Origin of the sequence: Pseudomonas sp. NBRC 111138, assembly GCF_001320835.1 — a bacterium.
GTDB lineage: Bacteria > Pseudomonadota > Gammaproteobacteria > Pseudomonadales > Pseudomonadaceae > Aquipseudomonas > Aquipseudomonas paracarnis.
The window spans coordinates 15,562-35,759 of record NZ_BCBO01000018.1; the positions used below are offsets into that span (position 1 = coordinate 15,562).

Annotated in this window: 14 protein-coding genes and 1 pseudogene; 10 read left to right on the forward strand and 5 right to left on the reverse strand. The window is 60.2% G+C overall.

Annotated elements, in window-relative coordinates; all coding sequences use genetic code 11:
* The first annotated feature begins 223 nt into the window (after window positions 1-223).
* The 4 genes from APH41_RS03565 (at window position 224) to APH41_RS29260 (ending at window position 4,443) form a co-directional block, all read left to right on the forward strand.
* Entirely contained in the window at window positions 224-904 is a 681-nt protein-coding gene (locus tag APH41_RS03565; protein ID WP_054917465.1) for an Ais protein, read from the forward strand.
* Between the two features lie 181 nt (window positions 905-1,085).
* Complete coding sequence (gene arnT / locus APH41_RS03570; protein ID WP_054917466.1) at window positions 1,086-2,741, forward strand: lipid IV(A) 4-amino-4-deoxy-L-arabinosyltransferase; 1,656 nt, start codon at window positions 1,086-1,088, stop codon at window positions 2,739-2,741.
* A 28-nt stretch (window positions 2,742-2,769) separates the two neighbouring features.
* On the forward strand, window positions 2,770-4,287 hold the full coding sequence (locus tag APH41_RS03575; protein ID WP_054917467.1) for a glycosyltransferase family 39 protein: 1,518 nt from the start codon (window positions 2,770-2,772) through the stop codon (window positions 4,285-4,287).
* Window positions 4,288-4,314: 27 nt separating this feature from the next.
* Window positions 4,315-4,443, forward strand: a complete 129-nt coding sequence (locus APH41_RS29260; RefSeq protein ID WP_254989796.1) for a hypothetical protein — start codon at window positions 4,315-4,317, stop codon at window positions 4,441-4,443.
* 662 nt (window positions 4,444-5,105) lie between these two features.
* On the opposite strand, the gene APH41_RS03580 is transcribed toward APH41_RS29260, so the two are convergent.
* Entirely contained in the window at window positions 5,106-5,819 is a 714-nt protein-coding gene (locus tag APH41_RS03580; protein WP_054917469.1) for an AAA family ATPase, read from the reverse strand.
* Window positions 5,819-6,562: a hypothetical protein gene (locus tag APH41_RS03585; RefSeq protein ID WP_054917470.1), complete on the reverse strand. Its 744-nt coding sequence runs from the start codon at window positions 6,560-6,562 to the stop codon at window positions 5,819-5,821. Before APH41_RS03585 ends, APH41_RS03580 begins: the two co-directional genes overlap by 1 nt.
* Window positions 6,563-7,014: 452 nt before the next feature.
* Here APH41_RS03585 and APH41_RS29265 point away from each other — a divergent pair.
* Window positions 7,015-7,322, forward strand: a pseudogene (locus APH41_RS29265) (DUF6124 family protein).
* Between the two features lie 301 nt (window positions 7,323-7,623).
* Here the strand turns inward: APH41_RS29265 and APH41_RS29270 are convergent.
* Window positions 7,624-7,746, reverse strand: coding sequence for a hypothetical protein (locus APH41_RS29270; protein ID WP_254914268.1), 123 nt, complete (start codon window positions 7,744-7,746; stop codon window positions 7,624-7,626).
* Between the two features lie 289 nt (window positions 7,747-8,035).
* Window positions 8,036-14,305 (reverse strand): non-ribosomal peptide synthetase, encoded by a 6,270-nt coding sequence (locus APH41_RS03595; protein ID WP_054917473.1) that lies wholly within the window; start codon window positions 14,303-14,305, stop codon window positions 8,036-8,038.
* 490 nt (window positions 14,306-14,795) lie between these two features.
* Between APH41_RS03595 and APH41_RS03600 the strand changes: the two genes are divergently transcribed.
* Both APH41_RS03600 and adeC read left to right on the forward strand, forming a co-directional pair.
* Window positions 14,796-15,590, forward strand: coding sequence for a helix-turn-helix transcriptional regulator (locus APH41_RS03600; protein WP_054897417.1), 795 nt, complete (start codon window positions 14,796-14,798; stop codon window positions 15,588-15,590).
* A complete protein-coding gene (gene adeC / locus APH41_RS03605; RefSeq protein ID WP_054917482.1) occupies window positions 15,590-17,059 on the forward strand; it encodes an AdeC/AdeK/OprM family multidrug efflux complex outer membrane factor in 1,470 nt (489 codons plus the stop codon). Before APH41_RS03600 ends, adeC begins: the two co-directional genes overlap by 1 nt.
* Here the strand turns inward: adeC and hpaA are convergent.
* Complete coding sequence (hpaA, locus tag APH41_RS03610) at window positions 16,986-17,846, reverse strand: 4-hydroxyphenylacetate catabolism regulatory protein HpaA (protein ID WP_054917478.1); 861 nt, start codon at window positions 17,844-17,846, stop codon at window positions 16,986-16,988. The two genes, adeC and hpaA, sit on opposite strands and share 74 nt — an antisense overlap.
* Window positions 17,847-17,974: 128 nt before the next feature.
* Here hpaA and APH41_RS03615 point away from each other — a divergent pair, with 128 nt between their 5' ends.
* From APH41_RS03615 to APH41_RS03625, 3 genes are all read left to right on the forward strand, one after another.
* Window positions 17,975-18,640, forward strand: coding sequence for a fumarylacetoacetate hydrolase family protein (locus APH41_RS03615; protein ID WP_054917480.1), 666 nt, complete (start codon window positions 17,975-17,977; stop codon window positions 18,638-18,640).
* Window positions 18,637-19,407 (forward strand): fumarylacetoacetate hydrolase family protein, encoded by a 771-nt coding sequence (locus tag APH41_RS03620; RefSeq protein WP_054917481.1) that lies wholly within the window; start codon window positions 18,637-18,639, stop codon window positions 19,405-19,407. The genes APH41_RS03615 and APH41_RS03620 overlap by 4 nt, the downstream gene beginning before the upstream one ends.
* A 5-nt stretch (window positions 19,408-19,412) precedes the next feature.
* Window positions 19,413-20,198, forward strand: a 786-nt coding sequence (locus APH41_RS03625) for an aldehyde dehydrogenase family protein (protein ID WP_156359023.1), incomplete at its 3' end; no start/stop codon positions are given.

Here is a 20,198-nt window from a genome sequence, read left to right on the forward strand (position 1 = left end):
CCCACGCAAATTTTTCACATGGATTTCACCGTCTGCCCATCCACCGAACTTTAAAGTGCCCGCCAACTCGTGGTGACTCACAACTTATTAGTTAATCCAAGTGACACTCTTAACATGCAAGTGTTCAGCAAAAAGACAGCGGTGCTGTGACAGTCTCCTGCCTCACCAAGGGCAACTGCCCAATCGTGCAGCCTTTTTATAAACACAACAAACAGTGCCGAGGATGAACCGCGTGGCAGACATGATCCTGGCCAATCCCCAACCCAAAAGGTCAAGGTTAAAACGCCTGAGAAAATACCGCCTGCACCTGCTTGGCATCAGCGTTACCGCCTTGTTGTTGACGGGCTTTTTATTCTGGCCCAGCTCGCCCCTGGACCTGGGCGTGGGCAATCGCCTTGTGACCTCCGGGGTGCTCGCCAGTTGGCGTGAGGGTGAGCTGGTGGTGCTGGTGCGCCATGAGGAGCGCTGCGACCGCTCGGCCAACCCCTGCTTCGGCCCTGCCGATGGCCTGACCATCAACGGCACTGAACGCGCTGTTGAACTGGGCAAAGCCTTTGATTCATTGGGCATGACTCTGACCGACGTGCTCAGCAGCCCCACCACGCGAACCGCCCAGACGTCACTGTTCATGTTCGGCAAGACCGAGCTGTCCCCCGGCCCGCTGGCCATCTGCGGCGACGCCATGGGCGGTGAAATCCTCGGCCACAAACAGCCGGGACGCAACCTGATGCTGATCACCCACAGCGCCTGCATGAGCGACTTCCAGACCAGCCTCGGCTTCCCTCACGCAGCCGCTGCAGAGTACGGCAGCGCACTGTTCGTCAAGGTGCTGCCCAACGGCACCTTCAAGGCCATGGGCACCATGAACAGCGAAGAGTGGACCGCCGCACTTAAACAACTTTAATTACACTTGTTTACATATTAAGCCCTGAGACGTTCAGCAAAACGACAGCCCCACTCTGGCATGTTTAGCCGCGCCTGTTAGTTATGCTCTCCAACAACAACTTAGTGACCCTTACGATGCTTCGCCCTATTAAGTTAATACCGCCATTGCCCGCACTTGAACGTTATGGAGCGATGTGCGCATGCCCCGCATAAACCCATTGTCCTGGCTGTTGCTGGGCGTTGCCGTGTTCTTCCTGTTGCCCCTGGGCTTTCACGGTTTATGGACGCCGGACGAAACCCGCTACGCCCAGGTCAGCCAGGAAATGCTGATGAGCGGTAACTGGGTGGCGCCGCACTTCATGGGCGTGCGTTATTTCGAGAAGCCCGCCGCCGGCTATTGGCTCATCGCCCTTGGCCAGGCGGTGTTCGGTGAAAACCTGTTCGGCGTGCGCATCGCCTCAGTGCTGAGCACGGGCCTGAGTGTGGTGCTGGCCTACCTGCTCGCCCGTCGCGTGTGGAACGAGCCGCGCAAGAGCTTTGCCTGCGCCCTGCTCTACCTGAGTTTTGGCCTGGTGGCCGGGCAAGCCGGGTATGCCAACCTCGACCCGCAATTCACCCTGTGGGTGAACCTGAGCCTGGTGGCGTTGTGGTTTGCCCTGGACTGCCGCACGCCATGGGAACGCCTGGGTGCCTGGGCGGTGTTGGGCGTGGCCTGCGCCATGGGGTTCATGACCAAGGGGTTCCTGGCCTGGCTGTTGCCGGTGTTGATCGCCGTGCCCTATCTGGTCTGGCAGCGGCGCGTCGGTGAGTTGATGCGCTACGGGCCGCTGGCGGTGCTGGTTGCCGTGCTGGTGTGCCTGCCATGGGCCCTGGCGATCCACCTGCGGGAACCAGATTACTGGCATTTCTTTTTCTGGCATGAGCATATCCGCCGCTTTGCCGCCGACAACGCACAGCATGCGCGGCCGCTGTGGTTCTTCCTGCCAATCATGGTGGTGGCGTGCCTGCCGTGGGCTGCCTTGCTACCCGGCACCCTGCTAAAAACCTGGCAGGAAAAGCGCCAGCCGGCGATTGCCTTTCTCGCCCTGTGGCTGCTGCTTCCCCTGGGCTTTTTCAGCCTGAGCAAAGGCAAATTGCCGACCTACATCATGCCGTGCCTGTTGCCCCTGGCCTTGTTAATGGGCCACGGTCTGATCGACCTGATCAAGCAAGGCAAGGCGCGCACGCTAGTCATCAACGGCGCGCTCAATTTCGTGCTTGGCATGACGGCCATGGTGGTGCTGATCTACCTGCAAATCACCCGCCCGCTGTACAGCAATAGCCATGCGGAGATGTTCAACCTGTCCCTGACGTTTATCGTGCTGCTGGGCTGGATCCTCGCCAACCTGTTGCAAGCGGTGCGCCCGCTGACGTTGTGGGCGATGCCTGCCCTGGGCATTGGTTTGCTGGTGGCATTGCTACCGGCGGGCATGCCGGCCCTGATCGAAGATAACGAGATGCCCGACCAGTTCGTGCTGGAACATCTGGACGAACTGCAACCTACCCGTGCTTTGCTGAGCAATGACCTGGGCCTGGCATCGGCCTTGACCTGGCGCCTGCGCCGGCCCGATGTGGCGTTTTATAACACCCAGGGCGAGCTGCGCTATGGCTTGAACTACGAAGACGCGGCACAGCGCAAGGTCACGCCGGACAGTGTGCAGGCCTGGTTGGCCGAGGCCCGCCAAAACGGGTCGGTCGGCGTGCTGATGCAGGTCAAGAGCACCAGCGAACACCGTGAAGAAGGGCAGTTGCCGCCCGGCGGCAAACGCTATCGCAAGGGCAACCTGGTACTGACGATTTACTCCCAACAACCTTGAATGCAGCGCCTGCCACGGGGAACATCCCATGAGTTTCTGGAAAACCGAACGCGGCGCCCTGGTGTTACTGCTGGGCACCTCGGCCTTGCTGCTCTTGCTGGGTCTGGGCAGCCGCGACCTGTGGGGGCCGGAAACGCGCTGGGCGAATATCGCCTTGCAGATGCTGCAAAGCGGTGACTATTTCGACCCATACCTCAAAGGCACGCCGTATTACGACAAACCCCTGCCCTCCTACTGGCTGATCACCGGGTTTGCCCACCTGCTGGGCGGCCTCGGCCCGTGGTCGCTGCGCCTGTCATCGGTGATTGCCGCGTGGTTGAGCATCTGGCTGGTGTACCTGATCGGTGAACGCCTGTTTCGCAAAGGCACCGGGCTGATTGCCGGGTGGATGCTCGCCACCACCTTCTACTTCCTGTTCTGGGCCCGCGTGGCCACCGCCGATGTCCTCACCGTGTGCGGCGTGCTGGCAGCGGTGTGGTGGTATTGGCGTGGGCCGGATGACACGCGGCTGGGGCGCTACACGGTGTTTTTCCTGTTGCTGGCCGCCACCTCACTGTTCAAGGGCTTGATCGGTGTGGTGCTGCCGGGCCTGGTGCTGTTGCCACACTTGCTCAGCGAACACCGCTACAAACGCCACCTCAACCTGCGCTTGGTGCTGGCCCTGCTCATCGCAGGCATCGTGTACGCGATTCCCTTTGTACTGTCCCACCGCTACGGCGCCCCCACTTACGGCGAGAGCGGCCTGGAGCTGGTGTTCCGCGAAAACGTGGTGCGCTTCTTCGACCCCTTCGACCATATGGGGCCGATCTACACCTACCTGATCTACTTGCCGGTCTACACCCTGCCCTGGGCACCTTGCTGGTTACTTGGCCTGTGGCTGGCCGTGCGCAACTGGCGCAAGGCGCCGCCCAACGTACGCTGGCTAGTGTGGGGCCTGGGCCTGTTGTTTCTATTCTTCACCGTCAGCGGCAGCCGCCGCAGCTACTACGTGTTGCCGCTGGTGCCCTTCGCCCAACTGCTCGCCGCCTGGTGGCTGAGTGAACGCCTGCACAAAAAACCTTCGAGCTGGCCGCGCTGGCAAACAGGCATTGGCCTCAGCGCAGGCCTGCTCTTGCTGGTGCTGGGCGTGATCTACCCCTGGACTAACGGCAACGGCGGCGTCACCCGCTTCGCCGCCGACCTGCAAGCCCAGGCAGAAAAAAGCGCACCCTGGAACCAATGGCAACTGGTGCTGGTAGAGGTCGACAACAAACTGCCCATGTACCTGCAAAACCACGGCAAACCTTTCTACTACGTCAGCGAAAGCCAGGACTTCCCGCGCCAGGGCGACAGCGCTGCATTCATGGCCTGGCTGGAGAAAACCAGCGGCCAGAGGTTTGATCCGCAACGCACGATAATCGTCGCGCAGTATTCCAAGGACGAGCCCGCGCCGTTGGTGTTTCTGGGGGTGGATCATCAGGTGGTGACTACGCAACCGGATAATGGGGAGCGGTTGTTCAAGGTGCGTGAGGGAGGGAGTGTGGCGTTTGTTCCGGGGATACGCTGAGGTACTGTTGCTTGCTGGCCTTTTTTCATGGCGAAGATTCTGGCGGTGTGGCATTTGTTGGCGATTGCCAAGACTACGGTGGATCGCTCCTACCTTGGTATTGATGCAAATACCTTGGTAGTTCAGGCGAACCGGGTCGATGCCATCGCAGCATAGATATCTACACAACTTTAATGCGACGCAGGACCTGTGGCGAGAGAGCTTGCTCCCGCGACGGCCTGACAGCCGACGCTGATATAACTGATGCCCCGCGATCCCATGTGGGAGCTGGCTTGCCTGCGAAGGCGGCGTTAAAGCCGACCAGTATCTCGGGTCAGACCGCGTACATATCGGTTCCTGCGGTAATGGCTGCTATTGGTTCCGCTTTTACAGCGGGTCACTGTTGAAAAGAGCCGGAATGCCGGCCCAGCCAAAAGTAACCAAAAGGCTCTTGCCCCACCACTCGGCACCTCGCCTAGTCTCGGTGTTCCCGTAATCCGACAGCGTGGTTTAACGGGGCGCCTAAGATCAAAAGCAGATCAAGATCAAGAGCGGCTCGCTTCGCATCGTGGTTACCGTCGGCGGCTACAGGCTACAAAGTTGTGTAGATACCTATGGCCATCGCAGGCAAGCCAGCTCTCACATGGGTTCGCAGGGCATCAGTCGAATCAATATCGGCTGTCAGGCCGTCACGGGATCAAGCTCCCTCGCTACAGTTACCGGTCAGTCTCAACTGATAAGCGTCAGCTTGCCCGCTATGGTGATATCTCCATCGAGGACCACTATCGCGGAGAAGCCCGTTCCCATCTCGCAGGCATTCAGACACCGATACCAGCATCTCAAGTTCTGGGCAGACTCGCCGCGTGAATAAATGCCTCATCCAAAGTACTGCCGCCGTACCTGCTTAAAAATCCCTCGACATTGGAAAACCGATTAAAGCGTTGTTGGCTTAGCATGTAAAAGTCATCGCAGTGAGTGACGATCTCGTCAATGTTATGCGACGACACAAGTATCGCCACACCTTCCGCCGCCGCTCCCTCCAGACACCGCCAAATGTGGTAGCGGAATTCCGGGTCAACCCCCGCAGTGGGCTCATCCAAAATCACAAGGTCTGCGTTAACGGACAATAACGACAAGGTGAAAAACCAGCGCTTTTCGCCATAGCTACAAAGGGATGATTTCTTCTTCCAGATTTCGCAATAGCGTTCAGCAATACCAGGGCTCCACTTTTCAATTTTTTCCAAGGCGTGCCGCTGGGTTACGCGCGTATCGGAGCAAAAAAGCATCATCATGTTAAAAACATCGAACATTCGAAATACTGGAGGCGTTGCGATGATCTGTGACAGGTAAAGTAGCTTGGAAAATGAATGTTGCACTTCACCGCCATTCAATTTCTTCAGGCCACAGATCACGTCAAAAAACGTAGTTTTTCCGGAACCATTAGGCCCCAACAAACCTATCATTGTGCCGGCCTCGACTTCCAATGAGGCACTCTTGAATAAAATATGCTGACCGTACCTAACGTCCAGTGCATCCACGATTAGCCGTTTCATCAGTACCGACTCCAAACGGGGTTGATGAGTAAAAATCGGAACACAAACCACCCTGTGACAATGATCATTCCTAAAATCGACGCTACCAATGTAGCGGACCCGGTCACCCCCACCAACATCAGGCGATTGGCCCACCCCATCGGATTAAAAAGATCGATTACGTTAAATAGTGAATACGAGGTGCTAAGGCTACCGATACCCAGCGCCAACATAGAGACTGATAATATGGAGAAAAGAGTATTAGTATTTTGAAAGCCTATGGGCACCAGCGTCAACAATAAGGATGGCGTAGAAAAAAGCAAAAAACACATATAGAAACGACCAACAATAACCAACCACTCTTCCAAGGCCATCAAACCAAAATAGCCCCGCGTCAGCACATAAAATACCGAACAATAAATCAGCGACATAAATGAGTACGCTAAAAACTGCCCAGCGAGAAAGGTGATCTTAGTACGTTTTGTATACACAAAGGAGCGCAAAAAACCACTTTCTCTTCGCCCTACTATATAAAACGCCAAACCAAAAAGTGCCACGCTTGAAGAAATAAAAGCGTAAAACCATGAAGTGGCAGATGCGTAGTCACGTAAAGATTCTCCGCCAGTGTACCCAGCGTAAGTAATCAAGTAGAAGGTTACCACTGGGGATATTACGATCCACAATAGGGCGACCGGCTCTTTCAGTTGTTCCTTAATAAAAAGCTTTGCCAGCAAGAAAGGCTTAGATAATGGGTAGATATGCATAGCTCACCTCATGAAATGGCACCATTTTATCCAAGCGAGACAAAAACAAAAAATGCAAACTGAAGTACCACCCATAATCTAGTAGACAAAAAGAAACTTGCAACAAAAGCAATTTACCCTTGTAGGAATTCGGTCACACCCAATTAAGAACTTTCACTCATTAAAATCAGAAAACCAACAATTGTCATAAAGAAGACACAATGAATGAACTTTCACACACCAAATTATTTCCTCATAAAATAACATCTTAGAAGTTGCCAACTTCGGAATTCAACAACCCTTCCCTGGCGAGTTCTCCATAGGAAGCGACGTAAAATTACAAATAAAAAGGTAATAAATCCGACAAGTGGTCCGCCGAGTTAGCGCCTTCAAACACTTTAAAAGGCCAGCAAGCCGTGTCCCTGGTTTAGTCGCGACGGGTGTCTTCCCCTAATCCAGCGCGGAGCTACACCATGAATAAAGTCGTACCCGATCCCCCCTCGATCCTGCAAAAGACCGTACCGCGTTCAAACGCGCCATCGACCATTACCTGCCCAGCCAGGGTTTCCACAACGTCAACGACGATCTGAGTTTTGAAAATGCCTTGCTCTACACCACTAGCTTACTCGACAGCGCTTCGGCAACGGCGCTCGACTGTGGCGAGCTGCTGGATAGCCCGGGGCGGGCGAAGATTCTGGCGGTGTGGCATTTGTTGGAGATTGCCAAGACGACGGTAGATCGCTCTATTGAGTGCGTGAAGCCTTTGAAGCCAACAACTTAAAATGTAAAAGCGGGCTTAGCCCCATTTTGTAGGAGCGAGCTTGCTCGCGAAAAACTCACAGGCGCCGCGTTTATTCAGAAAGCCCGCGTTATCGTTGAGGTGTTTCGCGAGCAAGCTCGCTCCTACAGTGGTTTTGATGCAAATACCTTGGTAGTTCAGGCGCACCGAGTCGATGCCATCGCAGGCAAGCCAGCTCTCACATGGGTTCGCAGGGCATCAGTTGATTCAATATCGGCTGTCAGGCCGTCACGGGAGCAAGCTCCCTCGCCACAGTGACCGGGTCATTCTCAACTGACAAGCGTCAGGCTTGCACCGCCAGCTTGCTCGACAGCGCTTCGGCCACGGCGCTCGATTGTGGCGAGTTGTTGGATAGCCCAGGGCGGGCGAAGATGCTGGCCGTGTGGCATTTGTAGGCGATTGCCAAGACTACGGAGGATCGCTCTCTGTAGGAGCGAGCTTGCTCGCGAAAAACTCACAGGCGCCGCGTTTATTCAGAAAGCCCGCGTTATCGTTGAGGTGTTTCGCGAGCAAGCGCGCTCCTACATTGGTATTGATGCAAATACCTTGGTAGTTCAGGCGCACCGAGTCGATGCCATCGCAGGCAAGCCAGCTCCCACATGGGTTCGCAGGGCATCAGTTGGATCAATGCCGGCTGTCAGGCCGCTTTCGCGAGCAAGCCGCTTCCACCGCAAGCTCCCCTCACCACAAGTCAGCTAAATCCGTCGACGGCGGTTGAGTTGGGGGATGGCGGCTTGGGGAGCTTCCACGCGGGGGGCCTGCGCCGCCGTTTTCGCGGCCAGTTGTGCCAGCGTGGGCTGGCTGAACAAGGTGCGTGCGTCCACGTCCAGCCCGGCCTTGCGCAGGCGGGCTACCAGGTTCACTGCCAACAGGGAGTGCCCGCCCAGTTCAAAGAAGTGGTCATGGCGCCCTACCCGTTCGAGCTTCAATACGTCGGCCCAGATCCCGGCCATCAGGGTTTCCACCTCGCCCACTGGCGCTTCGTAGGCTCGGCTAAGCACGGCCTCCAACCCTGGCGCCGGCAGGGCCTTGCGGTCGAGTTTGCCGGCGGGGTTGAGGGGCAGTGCGTCGAGTTGCACGAAGGCGGCCGGCACCATGTATTCCGGCAGGTGCTCCAGCACATGGTCACGCAAGGCTTGCAGGCTCGGCGCCTGGCCGCGCAAGGTGAAGTAGGCCACCAGGCGCTCATCGCGAATCAATACCGCCACCTCGTGCAGCGCCGGGTGGGCGGCCAGGTGTGCTTCGATCTCTCCCAGCTCCAGGCGCACACCGCGCAGCTTGACTTGGAAGTCGTTACGCCCAAGGAATTCAAGATTGCCGTCTGGCAGGTAGCGCACCAGGTCGCCGGTGCGATACAGGCGGTCGCCGGGCACGAAGGGGCTGTCGATGAAACGTTCGGCGGTCAGCTGTTCCAAGCCCAGGTAACCACGGGCAACGCCGACGCCGCCGATGTGCAGTTGGCCGCTGATACCCATGGGTACCGGCGCATCATGAGCGTCCAGGACATACAGGCGGGTGTTGTTGATGGCGCGGCCAATCGGCAGTTGCAAGGCGGGCACCGGCGCGTCGGGTTCGAGGGTCCAGGCGCAGCTGTCTACCGTGGCTTCGGTGGGGCCGTACACGTTATGCAAGCGCACCGTGGGCAAGCGCGCCTGCACGCCACGGGCCAAGGCGGCGGTGAGTTCGCCGCCGCCGCACACTATATCAGTGAGGCTGGTGCACAGGGCCGATTCGTCCAGGTCCAGAAACTGCTGCAACATGGCGGGCACGAACTGGATCACCCTGATCTGCTGCTCACGAATCACCTGGGCCAGGTACGCCGGTTCACGGTGCCCATCGGGCCGCGCCAACACCAGGCGCATGCCGTTGCTCAACGGCCAGAACAGCTCCCACACAGAACCATCGAAGCTGAACGGCGCGCGCTGCAACAAGGCGCCGCCTTCGGCGTTCGGGCACAGTTGCGAGCCCCAATGCAACAGGTTGCCCAGGCCACGGTGCTCGATCATCACACCCTTGGGCGTGCCGGTGGAGCCCGAGGTGTACATCACGTAGGCGAGATTGGCGACGCTCAAGCCTGGCACGCTTGGATTGTCGATCGGCGCCTGATTCCAGGTGCAGTGGTCGAAGTCGATCAGCGGGATCGAGACATCGCCCACCCCTTCGCGAGTGGCAGCTTGTACCAACAGTGCCACTGGCTGGCTGTCTGTGAGCATGTAGGCCAGGCGCTCGCGTGGGTAACCTGGGTCGAGCGGCACATAGGCGCCGCCCGCCTTGAGAATTCCCAATAAGCCCACCACCAAGTCCAACCCACGCTCCACGCACAACGCCACCCGCGAGTCCGGTTGTACGCCGTGCTCACGCAAGTGAAAAGCCAGTTGGTTGGCACGTTCGTTGAGTTGGCGGTAGGTCAATGCGTGCTGACCCGCCTGCACCGCAATGGCATCGGGGATTCGCCGCGCATGGGCTTCAAACAGCGCTTGCACGGTCAGCGTTTTTGGGTAGTCGATGGAGGTCGCGTTGAGGTCCACCAACAGAGTACGCAAGTGGCTCGCGGGCAGCACCTGCACACCGCGCAGCGGCATATCCGGCGTGCTTTCCAATGCGTCCAGCAGGCCGTTCAGCGCGGTGTCGAAGTAGCTCAAGACAGGTTCAGCGCCCACTGTGTCCGGGGCCATGACCTTGAGCCGGAAGCCGCTGGCCGTGTCGTCCACCGTGAGCATCAACGGGTAACTGAGGATGTCTTCACTGCTAAGCAAGGCAATGCCCGGCACAAGGTTCAGTCCAGGGTCCGCCGAGGTGTGACGATAGTTGAGCAAACTGTTGAACAGTTCCGGCACGCCGCTGCGACGCTGGGCCAACGCCAGGGACGCCTGTTCATGGGCGAGCAAAGCGCTCAGTTGCGCGTGGGTGTCGTGCAGCGCATCCGCCACGGTTTTCCCGGCCAGGCGCAGGCGCAGCGGCAAGGTGTTGATAAACATGCCCAGGGCCCGCTCGGCCCCCTCGCCGGCTTGCAAGCGGCCGAGCAGCACGGTACCGAACACCACATCTTCGCGGCCGGCGACACGGCTGAGCACCTGAGCCCAGGCCAGGTGGAAAAGGCTCGCGGCACTGACCCCCAGGGCTCGTGCCTGGCTGCGCAGGCGCAGATTGAGCGCGTCGCTGAGCGAGCGCTGCGCCTCTTCGGTCTCGGCACGCAGGGCCTGACGCTTCTGTAGGCCGAACGCCAAGGTCGGCTCATCGACATCCGCCAGACGCTCTCGAAAGAACGCCTCGTGCGCCGCCTGGCGAGCCGTTGAGCGGGCCTTCGCGACCATGTTGCGATAAGGCACGGGCACAGGCAGTTGCGCCTGTTGCCCCAGCAGATGGGCACGAATCTCGTCCACCAGCAGCGTGGTCGACGTGGCATCGTTGACCAGATGATGAAAGCGCAGCCTGGCGACCCAGCGCTGGTGCTGGGGCTCCTCGACGTAATCCATGGCCATCAGCGGCGCCTGGCGCAAGTCCAGGGGTTGCGCCGGTTCGCGCAGCACTTCAACCCGCAGCTGCGCCTGGCGCCACACCACCTGCATCGGTTGTTCGAGGGCATCCCACACCAGGCTGGTGCGCAAAATATCGTGGCGATCAATCACCTGTTGCAGGGCACTGGCGAAGGCATCCAGCTGCTCGCGGCGCGCGAAGCTGAACAGCGCTTGTTGCTGGTACGGGTCGTGCGCGTCGGTGAGGTGGTGGTAGAGCAACCCTTCCTGCAACGGCGCCAGGGGATAGATATCCTGCACGTTGGCGGCGCCGCCAGGGATGCCGGCGACGATGCGGTCGAGGCTGGTTTGGTCAAGTTCGGCAAGAACGAGCAAATCCTTGGTGATATGGGTGCAACCGGCCGGGATTCGATTGGCCGGCACCGCCTGTTCGTGACCGACGCACGCCGCCGCCAGCGCCGCCAGGGTGGGCTGGCCGAACAGCACTTGCACATCGGCGCGCAGGCCGGCCTCGCGCATGCGCTGCACCAGTTGCACCGCCAACAGCGAATGCCCGCCCAGCTCGAAGAAATGGTCATGGCGGCCCACTGGCTGCACATTCAGCAACTCGGCCCAGATCTGCGCCAGTGTGGTTTCCACGCCCTCTTGTGGCGCTTCGAAGCGGCGGGTGATAAAGGCTTCCTGGGTCGGTGACGGCAAGGCTCGGCGGTCGAGCTTGCCGTTGGCGGTGAGGGGCAACGCGTCGAGGCACACGTAAGCCGCCGGCAGCATGTAGTCCGGCAGCGAGGCTTGCAGGTGAGTGCGCAGCACTTCGATTTCCACAGGCTGACGGGGCACGAACCACGCCCATAATTGCCCGTCGCGAAACTGCACCACCGCGTCCTGAAGCGCCGGATGGCTGGCCAGGGCCGACTCGATTTCCCCCAGTTCGATGCGCACGCCACGGATTTTTACCTGGTCGTCATTGCGCCCCAGGTAGTCGAGATTGCCGTCTGGCAGCCAGCGCGCCAGGTCGCCGGTGCGGTACATGCGACCGCCGCTGAAAGGGTCGTCGATAAACCGTTCGGCACTCAACTCGGCACGGTTCAGGTACCCCCGCGCCACGCCCTTGCCGCCGACATACAACTCCCCCGCGACGCCAATCGGCACCGGGCGTTGCTGCGCGTCCAGCAGGTAGACGCGGGCATTGGCGACCGGCGCGCCGATATGCAACGGCTGGCCCACCTCAACGCGCCCCGAGGTCGCCACAACGGTGGCTTCGGTGGGGCCATAGTTGTTCACCACCGCAAACGTCTGCGCCTGGGTGAAGGTGCGCAGGCGGTCGCCGCCGATCAGCAAGGTGCGCAAGGTGGGATGCCCCAGCCCCTGGCTGAACGCATATTCGGCCACAGGCGTGGGCAGGAAACACACATCCAATGGTTGCGAGCGCCACCAGCCGAGCAACGCGTCGATATCTTCCGCGCCTTCATGGGCCGGTGGCAGGTGCAAGGTCGCCCCCACGCACAACGCCGGCCAGACTTCCCAGGCCATGGCATCAAAACCGAAGCCGGCGACGCTGGCAGTGTGGCTGCCCGCATGCAGGTCGAACGCTTGGCAATGCCAGTCCACCAGGTTCGACACGCTGTGATGTTCGACCATCACACCCTTGGGCAACCCAGTGGAACCCGAGGTGTAAATCACATAAGCCAGGTTCGACGGCGTGACGGCAACCTGAGGGTTACTGTCGATGGATGCGCTGCCAGGCTCCAGCGCGATCACCGGTACCGTCGAGACGGGCAGACGCTGGCGTAAATCGCGCTGAGTCAGGATGGCCGCAGGCGCGCTGTCGTGCAGCAGGTACTCCAGGCGTTCGCCGGGATGGGCCGGGTCCAGCGGCACGTAGCAGGCGCCGGCCTTGAGGATCGCCAACAGCCCCGCCAGGGTGTCAAGGCCACGCCGGGCCAGGATCGCCACACGGTCATCGGGCTGTACGCCGAATGCCACCAATTGATGGGCCAGTGCATTAGCCTGGCGGTTGAGTTGGGTGTAGCTCAGTGAGCGGTCCTGATACACCGCCGCAATCGCGTGGGGCGTGCGTGCGGCCTGGGCCTCAATGCGCTGGTGCAGGGTTTGCGGCGTAGCGTTGGGCTGCGCGGTGGCGTTCCAGTGCAGTAGTCGGGCCTGCTCCTCGGGCAGCAGCATGCAAAACTCGCCGATGGTCAGCGCAGTGTCCTCCAGCCCCTGCTCCAGCAGCCCGATGAAACGCTGGGCCAACGCCTGCACATCGTGCGCCTGGAAATACGCCTCGTTGTAGACGCAATGCAGCCACGCATTGTCCTGGTAACGGTTGCTGCGCAAGTGAATGGCGAGCGGTAGCGCTTCATGGTGATTGGAGACTTTGATCGCGCGGGCCTGGACCTGACCGAAGCGCAGGTCGTGGTCGTCCTGCTCGAACGATACCGACACGTCGAAGAGTTGCCCGCGATCTGTTCGGCGCAAGCCCAGCTCGCGGTTCATCTCACTCAACGGGAAGCGCTGATGACGAAAATCCTGCTTGAGCTGATCACGGATGCCCCGTACCAGAGCACCGAAAGACACGCCCTCGTTGAACGCAAAACGTACCGCGCTGACCTGGGTGAAGAGGCCCACAGTGGCGCGAAAACGCGCGTTGGAGCGGTTGAGAATCGGCAGGCCCACTCCCCATTCCTGCCGTTGGCTGGTGCGGGTGAAATACACATACATCGCCGCCAGCAACACATGAAAGGCCGACGCCTGGTAGTGGTTGGCAACCTGTTCCATGCGGTTGAGCAACTGCACCGGAAAGCCTTGCACCCAGGTGTTGCTCGACGTCTTGGTGTTGTGCCTGGGGCTGAGCAGCGGCTCGGGCAACACCTGGTATTTGCCCAGCCAATAATCACGGTCGCGGGCGTAGCGGGCCGATTGCAGGTAGCGTTGGTCGGTGTCGATAAAGTCGATGTAGGAAGGCGCCAGTGGCTCGGTGGCGTGCCCCTGCTCCAGGGCGCTGTAGAGCTGCGCGAGGGATTGCAGCATCTGGCCGAAGCCCCAGCCGTCGAGGATTAGGTGATGAGCCTGGGTACCGAGGCGGTAGTGATCATCATCAAGTTTGACCAGGAAAAAACGGCACAGTGGCTCGCCGCTCAGGGCGTAGGGCCGAGCCATTTGCGCCTGCATCAAGGTTTGGCTTGCCGCGGATGGGTCGGGCAGCGCGGAGAAATCATGCAGCGCCATTTCCACCTTCAGCTCCGGGGCGAATGTTTGCCCAGGCAGGCCATTGGCGTCGGTGTGCAGTTGGGTGCGAAGTGCATCGTGACGGGCCACCAGTAGTGCGACAGCATGCTGCATGCGTTCGGGCTCGACGGTGCCGGCAAAATCCAGATAGCCGCCAATGTTGTACAGCGGCGAATCGCCCACGCGCAGTTGGTCGAGCCAAATGTCTTGTTGGGCGCCAGTGAGGGGGAAGCGGGCCGGCTGGCTGGAGGAATACTGCATAAGATCCTTCTCATGGGGGTCAGGCACTGGCCGCGCAGAGGTGGCCCATTACGCCGAAGTTGCCGGATTGGAGCATGGCCGCCGAGGGGTGTCTGACACCCGAAACCCGGACATTCAAATGGATGGATAGGCCTTGATCGAAGGTTCATGGCTGAAACGATTAAAGCGTTGTAGGAGATTGGCTACAGCTCATCCATGCCGAGCCTCTGGATAACCCCTTTATTTTAATAATTCATCATTTACATCAATAACTTAACTAAAACTAAAAATAACTTACACCTGTACGTAGCCGGCTTAATTCACGAGAAACGTCGGATTAATGGCGCAGCTTTTATGGCAGCTTGTGTCCCTCGTTTCCGCTACATACGTAGGACAAATCCCTATGGCTAAATAAAATTTCGAACGCCGAGTTACGTTCAAGCAGTACGGAGCGCCCTGCACAGGCCCTGGGCAACCGTTGACGGTTTTCGACATCAAGGATGAGATGGCTATGAGTCTGACCCCGAGTATTGGCGACACCTGCGGCCCGCATTTTTATGCCGAAATGGGCGAGTTGATTTCAAACAGCGGCGACGAACATTTCGCCGCCACGATGTTGCAGCTGGTGGGCAAGTGGGTACCGATTCACCTGGTAGACCTCAGCGAATGGACCCTGGATGAACTGCGCGACCGCGTGCTGGACATCAAGTTACTGGGCAGCGCCGGGGTGAAAAAGGATTTGTCGGTGCCCCAGACCTTGCATGCGCTGAACGACCACCCGCTGTTGCGGCAGATGCTGCACATGCAAGACCCGCTGCTGATCCAGATGAACGCCAAGGCCAACAGCGCGCATCCGCGCGGCACTTCGCACCAGTGCAACCTGGTATCGCGCCAGGGCAATCGACGCTGTGTGATTTCGTTCTATCGCCCGCCGACCCAGCAGGGGTTCTCCCTGGCTGAGTTGTCGTTTCTCAAGTGCTTGTCGGACACGCTGTTGCCGTTGATGGAACGGCACGCCCAGAGCCTGCGCCAGGCGCCGCACGCCGAGACTGAGCCGGCCCATACCCTGTTGGAACAATCGCAGTTGCAGCGTGAGTTCTACAAACGCTTGTCTTTGAGCGACATCACCCTTTCGGCGCGGGAACAGGAGGTGTGCCTGGGCCTGCTGACCGGCGGTACCGTGCCGCAAATCGCGGAGAAACTCAGTGTCAAAAACAGCTCGATCGAGACCTACCTCAAGCGCGCCGCCGCCAAGCTGGGCGTGAGCGGCCGGCATGGCCTGGCCAAATGGATGGTGGGCGCCTGATGAGCACACGAGCACTGTGCACCGTCGGCATGGCCTGGATGCTCGGCGGTTGCTCGCTGATTCCCGAGTACCAGCGACCAGCCGCGCCGACGCCTGCGCAGTACCCCCAAGACGGCGTATACCGCCTGGCGCAGGCCGGCACCCAGGCGCAAAACCCGGACTGGCAGCAGCTGTTCCGCGACCCGGCGCTGCAACAGCTGATTAATGATGCACTGCTCAACAACCGCGACCTGCGAGTGGCGGCCCTGAATGTGCAAGCGTTCCAGGCCCAGTACCGAATACAGCGCGCGGATCTGTTCCCGGCGATCTCTGCCACAGGCGCCGGCAAGCGCCAGAAGCTGCCGGGGAGCGTGACCGGCACCGGCAAGTCAGCGATAACCTCCAATTACTCCGCCACCTTGGGCCTGAGCGCTTACGAACTGGATCTGTTCGGCCGCGTGCGCAGCCTCAGCGAACAGGCGCTGCTCACTTACCTGGGCACCGAACAAGCGCGGCGCAGTACGCAATTGAGCCTGGTGGCCAACGTCGCCAATGCCTACCTGACCTGGCGCGCCGATCAGGAACTGCTGGCCCTGGCCGAGCAAACCCTGGTCGCCAACGACCACAGCTGGCAATTGACCAGCCGCAGTAAAAGCGCAGGCAAAGCCTCGGCGCTGGACGTAGTGCAAGCGCGCACAGCAGTGGAAAGTACCCGCGCCAGCGTAGCCCGCTATGAACGCCAGGTGGCCCAGGACCTCAACAACCTCACGCTGCTGGTGGGTGGCCCGGTGGATGAACACCTGCCTGCGCGCCCATTGGCCGACGATCTGGTCGCCCGCGTGCCCGCCGGCTTGCCCTCGGACCTGCTGCAACGCCGCCCGGATATCCTCCAGGCCGAATACCAGTTGCAGGCGGCCAACGCCAATATCGGTGCGGCCCGTGCTGCGTTCTTTCCTTCCGTGACCCTGACGGCAAACGCCGGCAGCACCAGCAAGGAGCTGTCGGGGCTGTTCAAGGGCGGCTCGGGTAGCTGGACCTTCCAGCCGCAGATCAACCTGCCGATCTTCAACGCCGGCAGCCTGCGCGCCAGCCTCGATTACGCCAGGCTGCAGAAGGACATCACGGTGGCCCAGTACGAAAAATCCATCCAGGGCGCCTTCCAGGAAGTTGCCGACGGCCTCGCCGCACGCCAGACCTTCAACGACCAACTGGCGGCGCAACGGGATTTCGTCGCCGCCAACCAGAACTACTATGACCTGGCCGAGCACCGTTACCGCAGCGGCGTGGACAGCAACCTGACGTTCCTCGATGCGCAGCGTTCGCTGTTCAGCGCGCAACAGGCGCTGATTGTGGACCGGCTGGCGCAGTTGGTCGCCGAGGTGAATTTGTATACCGCACTGGGTGGCGCCTGGGATATCAGCGCAACCCCGACTGCCGCAGCCGGTACTCCCCCGGTGTCATCTGTGCATAGCGCAAAAAAAACCGGCTGAAATACGCAGGGTCCTTGAACCCCAGCTGGTAGCAGATTTCATTCGCGGAACTGCCGGTAAACAACAGCAGGCGCTTGGCCTCTTGCATCAGCCGTTCAAGGATCAGGCGCTTGGACGGCAGGTCGGCAATGCGTCGGCACACTTCATTGAGCCGCGCCTGGGTCACGCCAATACTCTCGGCATAACGCGCCAACGGCCAATGTTCCAGGTAGTGGGCTTCGATCAGCTCGTTGAAACGATGGAAGATGCGCAGGTCTTCGTGGGCTGTCGGGCGTGCCGGCTGGGCGTGGGCGCACAGGCGCAGCAGGCGGATCATGATCAACCGCGTCAGGCTGTCGAGGGCGGCGGCGCGCCCTGCCCGTTCGGCGTTGATCTCACTGCACAGCGCCTCGAAGAGTTGTTCCAAGCCCTCAGCGTCGCCAGTCAAGGCCACACATGCGGCGCCGGAGGCGAGGCTGGGGTCGGCGTCGATCAATCCCCATACAAGCTGCTGGCGCACCGTCAACACATGCCCGTCGGCATCGGCTTCGGTGACAAAAGCATGGGCCACCGTGGGCGGCGTGAGAAAAAACATCGGTCCCGATTCAACGTACTGGCGGTCATCCAGATACACCCGCACTGCACCACTCTTGACGTAATGCACCTGGAAAAACCGGTCATGGCGATGCACCGCCATATTGCGCCCGAAAAACCCCGCCAGGTTGCCGAGCTTGTCGTAATGCACCTCGGCGTCGCTGTAGCGCTGGTCGTAGACCTGCCCGATGTTGATGTTGGGAATCGGCTTCACGGGGCTCTCTTCTTGTTGTTGTGAGGCCAGCGCAGTGTGCCACGCTTGACGGTAGTTAACATATTAATTATAACGTTAACAACTTAACGAACGGCCTGTGCAGCCGTCGTCACCGCCAGGAGAAACGCATGAGCCGAACCCTGCATGATGTTGCCAGCGGCACCCTGTTCGGCGTTGCGCTGAACTACCAGGGCCTGCTGGACCAGCATCTCGCCGCCTTCCAACAGCCGCCCTACCAGCAGCCGCCGACCAAGCCGGTGCTGTTTATCAAAACCCCCAACACCCGCAATGCCCATGGCGGCGTAGTGCTGCAGCCTGCGGGCGAGCGCCTGCAGCCGGGCCCGGCGCTGGGTGTGGTGATCGGCCAGCGCGCCAGCCGTGTCAGCCTGGAGAACGCCATGGCGCATGTGGCCGGGTATGTGGTGGTGAATGAATTCAGCCTGCCGGAAGACAGCTACTACCGCCCCGCCGTCAAAGCCAAATGCCGCGATGGGTTTTGCGCCCTGGGCCCGCAGTTGGTGGCGCGGGATCAAGTGGCCAACCCCAATCAATTGAGCCTCAAGCTGTTCGTCAATGGCGAGCTGCGCCAGGAAAGCTCTACCGCCGATTGGGTACGCGACATCCCGCAATTGATCGCCGAGATCAGCGAGTTCATGACCCTGTACCCCGGCGATGTGCTGATCACCGGCACCCCGCAAGGCCGCGTGGATGTGCAGCCAGGCGACCAGGTTGAGGTCGATATCACCGGCATTGGCCGCCTGAGCAACACCATTGCAGCGGAGGCATCGGCATGAAACGCGCACGTATCCACTTTGAAGGTGCAACCCACAACGTATTGGTGCAAGCCGACTGCAGCGTGCGCCTGAAGGATGGGCGGTTGCTGGCCGAAGACCAGGTGCAATGGCTGCCACCCGCCACCGGCAACATGTTCGCCCTGGGTTTGAACTACGCCGACCACGCCGCCGAACTGGCCTTTACGCCGCCGACCGAACCGCTGGCATTCATCAAATCGGTGGGCACTTACACCGGTCACCGCCAAGTCAGTTGGCGCCCCGACAACGTCGCCTACATGCACTACGAGTGCGAGCTGGTGGCGGTGATCGGCAAGACCGCGCGCAACGTCAAGCGCGCCGACGCCCTGGACTACCTGGCCGGTTACACGGTGTGCAACGACTACGCGATCCGCGACTACCTGGAAAACTACTACCGCCCCAACCTGCGCGTGAAAAACCGCGACGCCACCACCCCGGTCGGCCCGTGGATTGTCGACGTGGCCGATGTGCCCGACCCAGGCAACCTGAAATTGCGTACCTGGATCAACGGCGAACTGCGCCAGGAAGGCAGCACGAAAGACATGATTTTCGATATCCCCTACCTCATCGAATACCTGTCCAGCTTCATGACCCTGCAACCGGGCGACATGATCGCCACCGGCACGCCCGAGGGCCTGGCCGATGTGGTGCCGGGGGATGAGGTCGTGGTGGAAGTCGAAGGCGTGGGCCGCCTGGTCAACCGTATTGTCAGTGAAACGGAGTTTTTCTCCGCGCGCAAAGAGGCTTGAGCACCATGATCAAACACTGGATCAACGGCCGTGAGGTCGAAAGCAAAGACACCTTTATCAACTACAACCCGGCCACCGGCGAGGCCATCGGCGAAGTCGCCAGCGGCGGCGCCGAAGAAGTCGCGCAAGCCGTAGCGGCGGCGAAGGCGGCGTTCCCCAAGTGGGCCAATACGCCGGCCAAGGAGCGCGCGCGCTTGATGCGCAAACTGGGCGAGCTGATCGAACAGAACGTGCCACACCTGGCCGAGCTGGAAACCCTGGACACCGGCCTGCCGATCCACCAGACCAAGAACGTGTTGATCCCGCGTGCCTCACACAACTTCGATTTCTTCGCTGAAGTCTGCACCCGCATGGACGGCCACACCTACCCGGTGGATGACCAGATGCTCAACTACACCCTGTACCAGCCGGTGGGCGTGTGCGGGCTGGTATCGCCGTGGAACGTGCCGTTCATGACCGCCACCTGGAAGACCGCGCCGTGCCTGGCGCTGGGCAATACGGCGGTGTTGAAGATGTCGGAGCTGTCGCCGCTGACCGCCAATGAACTGGGGCGCCTGGCGGTGGAAGCCGGGATTCCCGACGGCGTGCTCAATGTGATCCAGGGCTACGGCGCCACCGCCGGTGATGCACTGGTGCGCCACCCGGATGTACGGGCGATTTCCTTTACCGGCGGCACCGCCACGGGTAAGAAAATCATGCAGAGCGCCGGCCTGAAAAAGTACTCCATGGAACTGGGCGGCAAGTCGCCGGTGCTGATTTTTGAAGACGCCGACCTGGAACGCGCCCTCGAC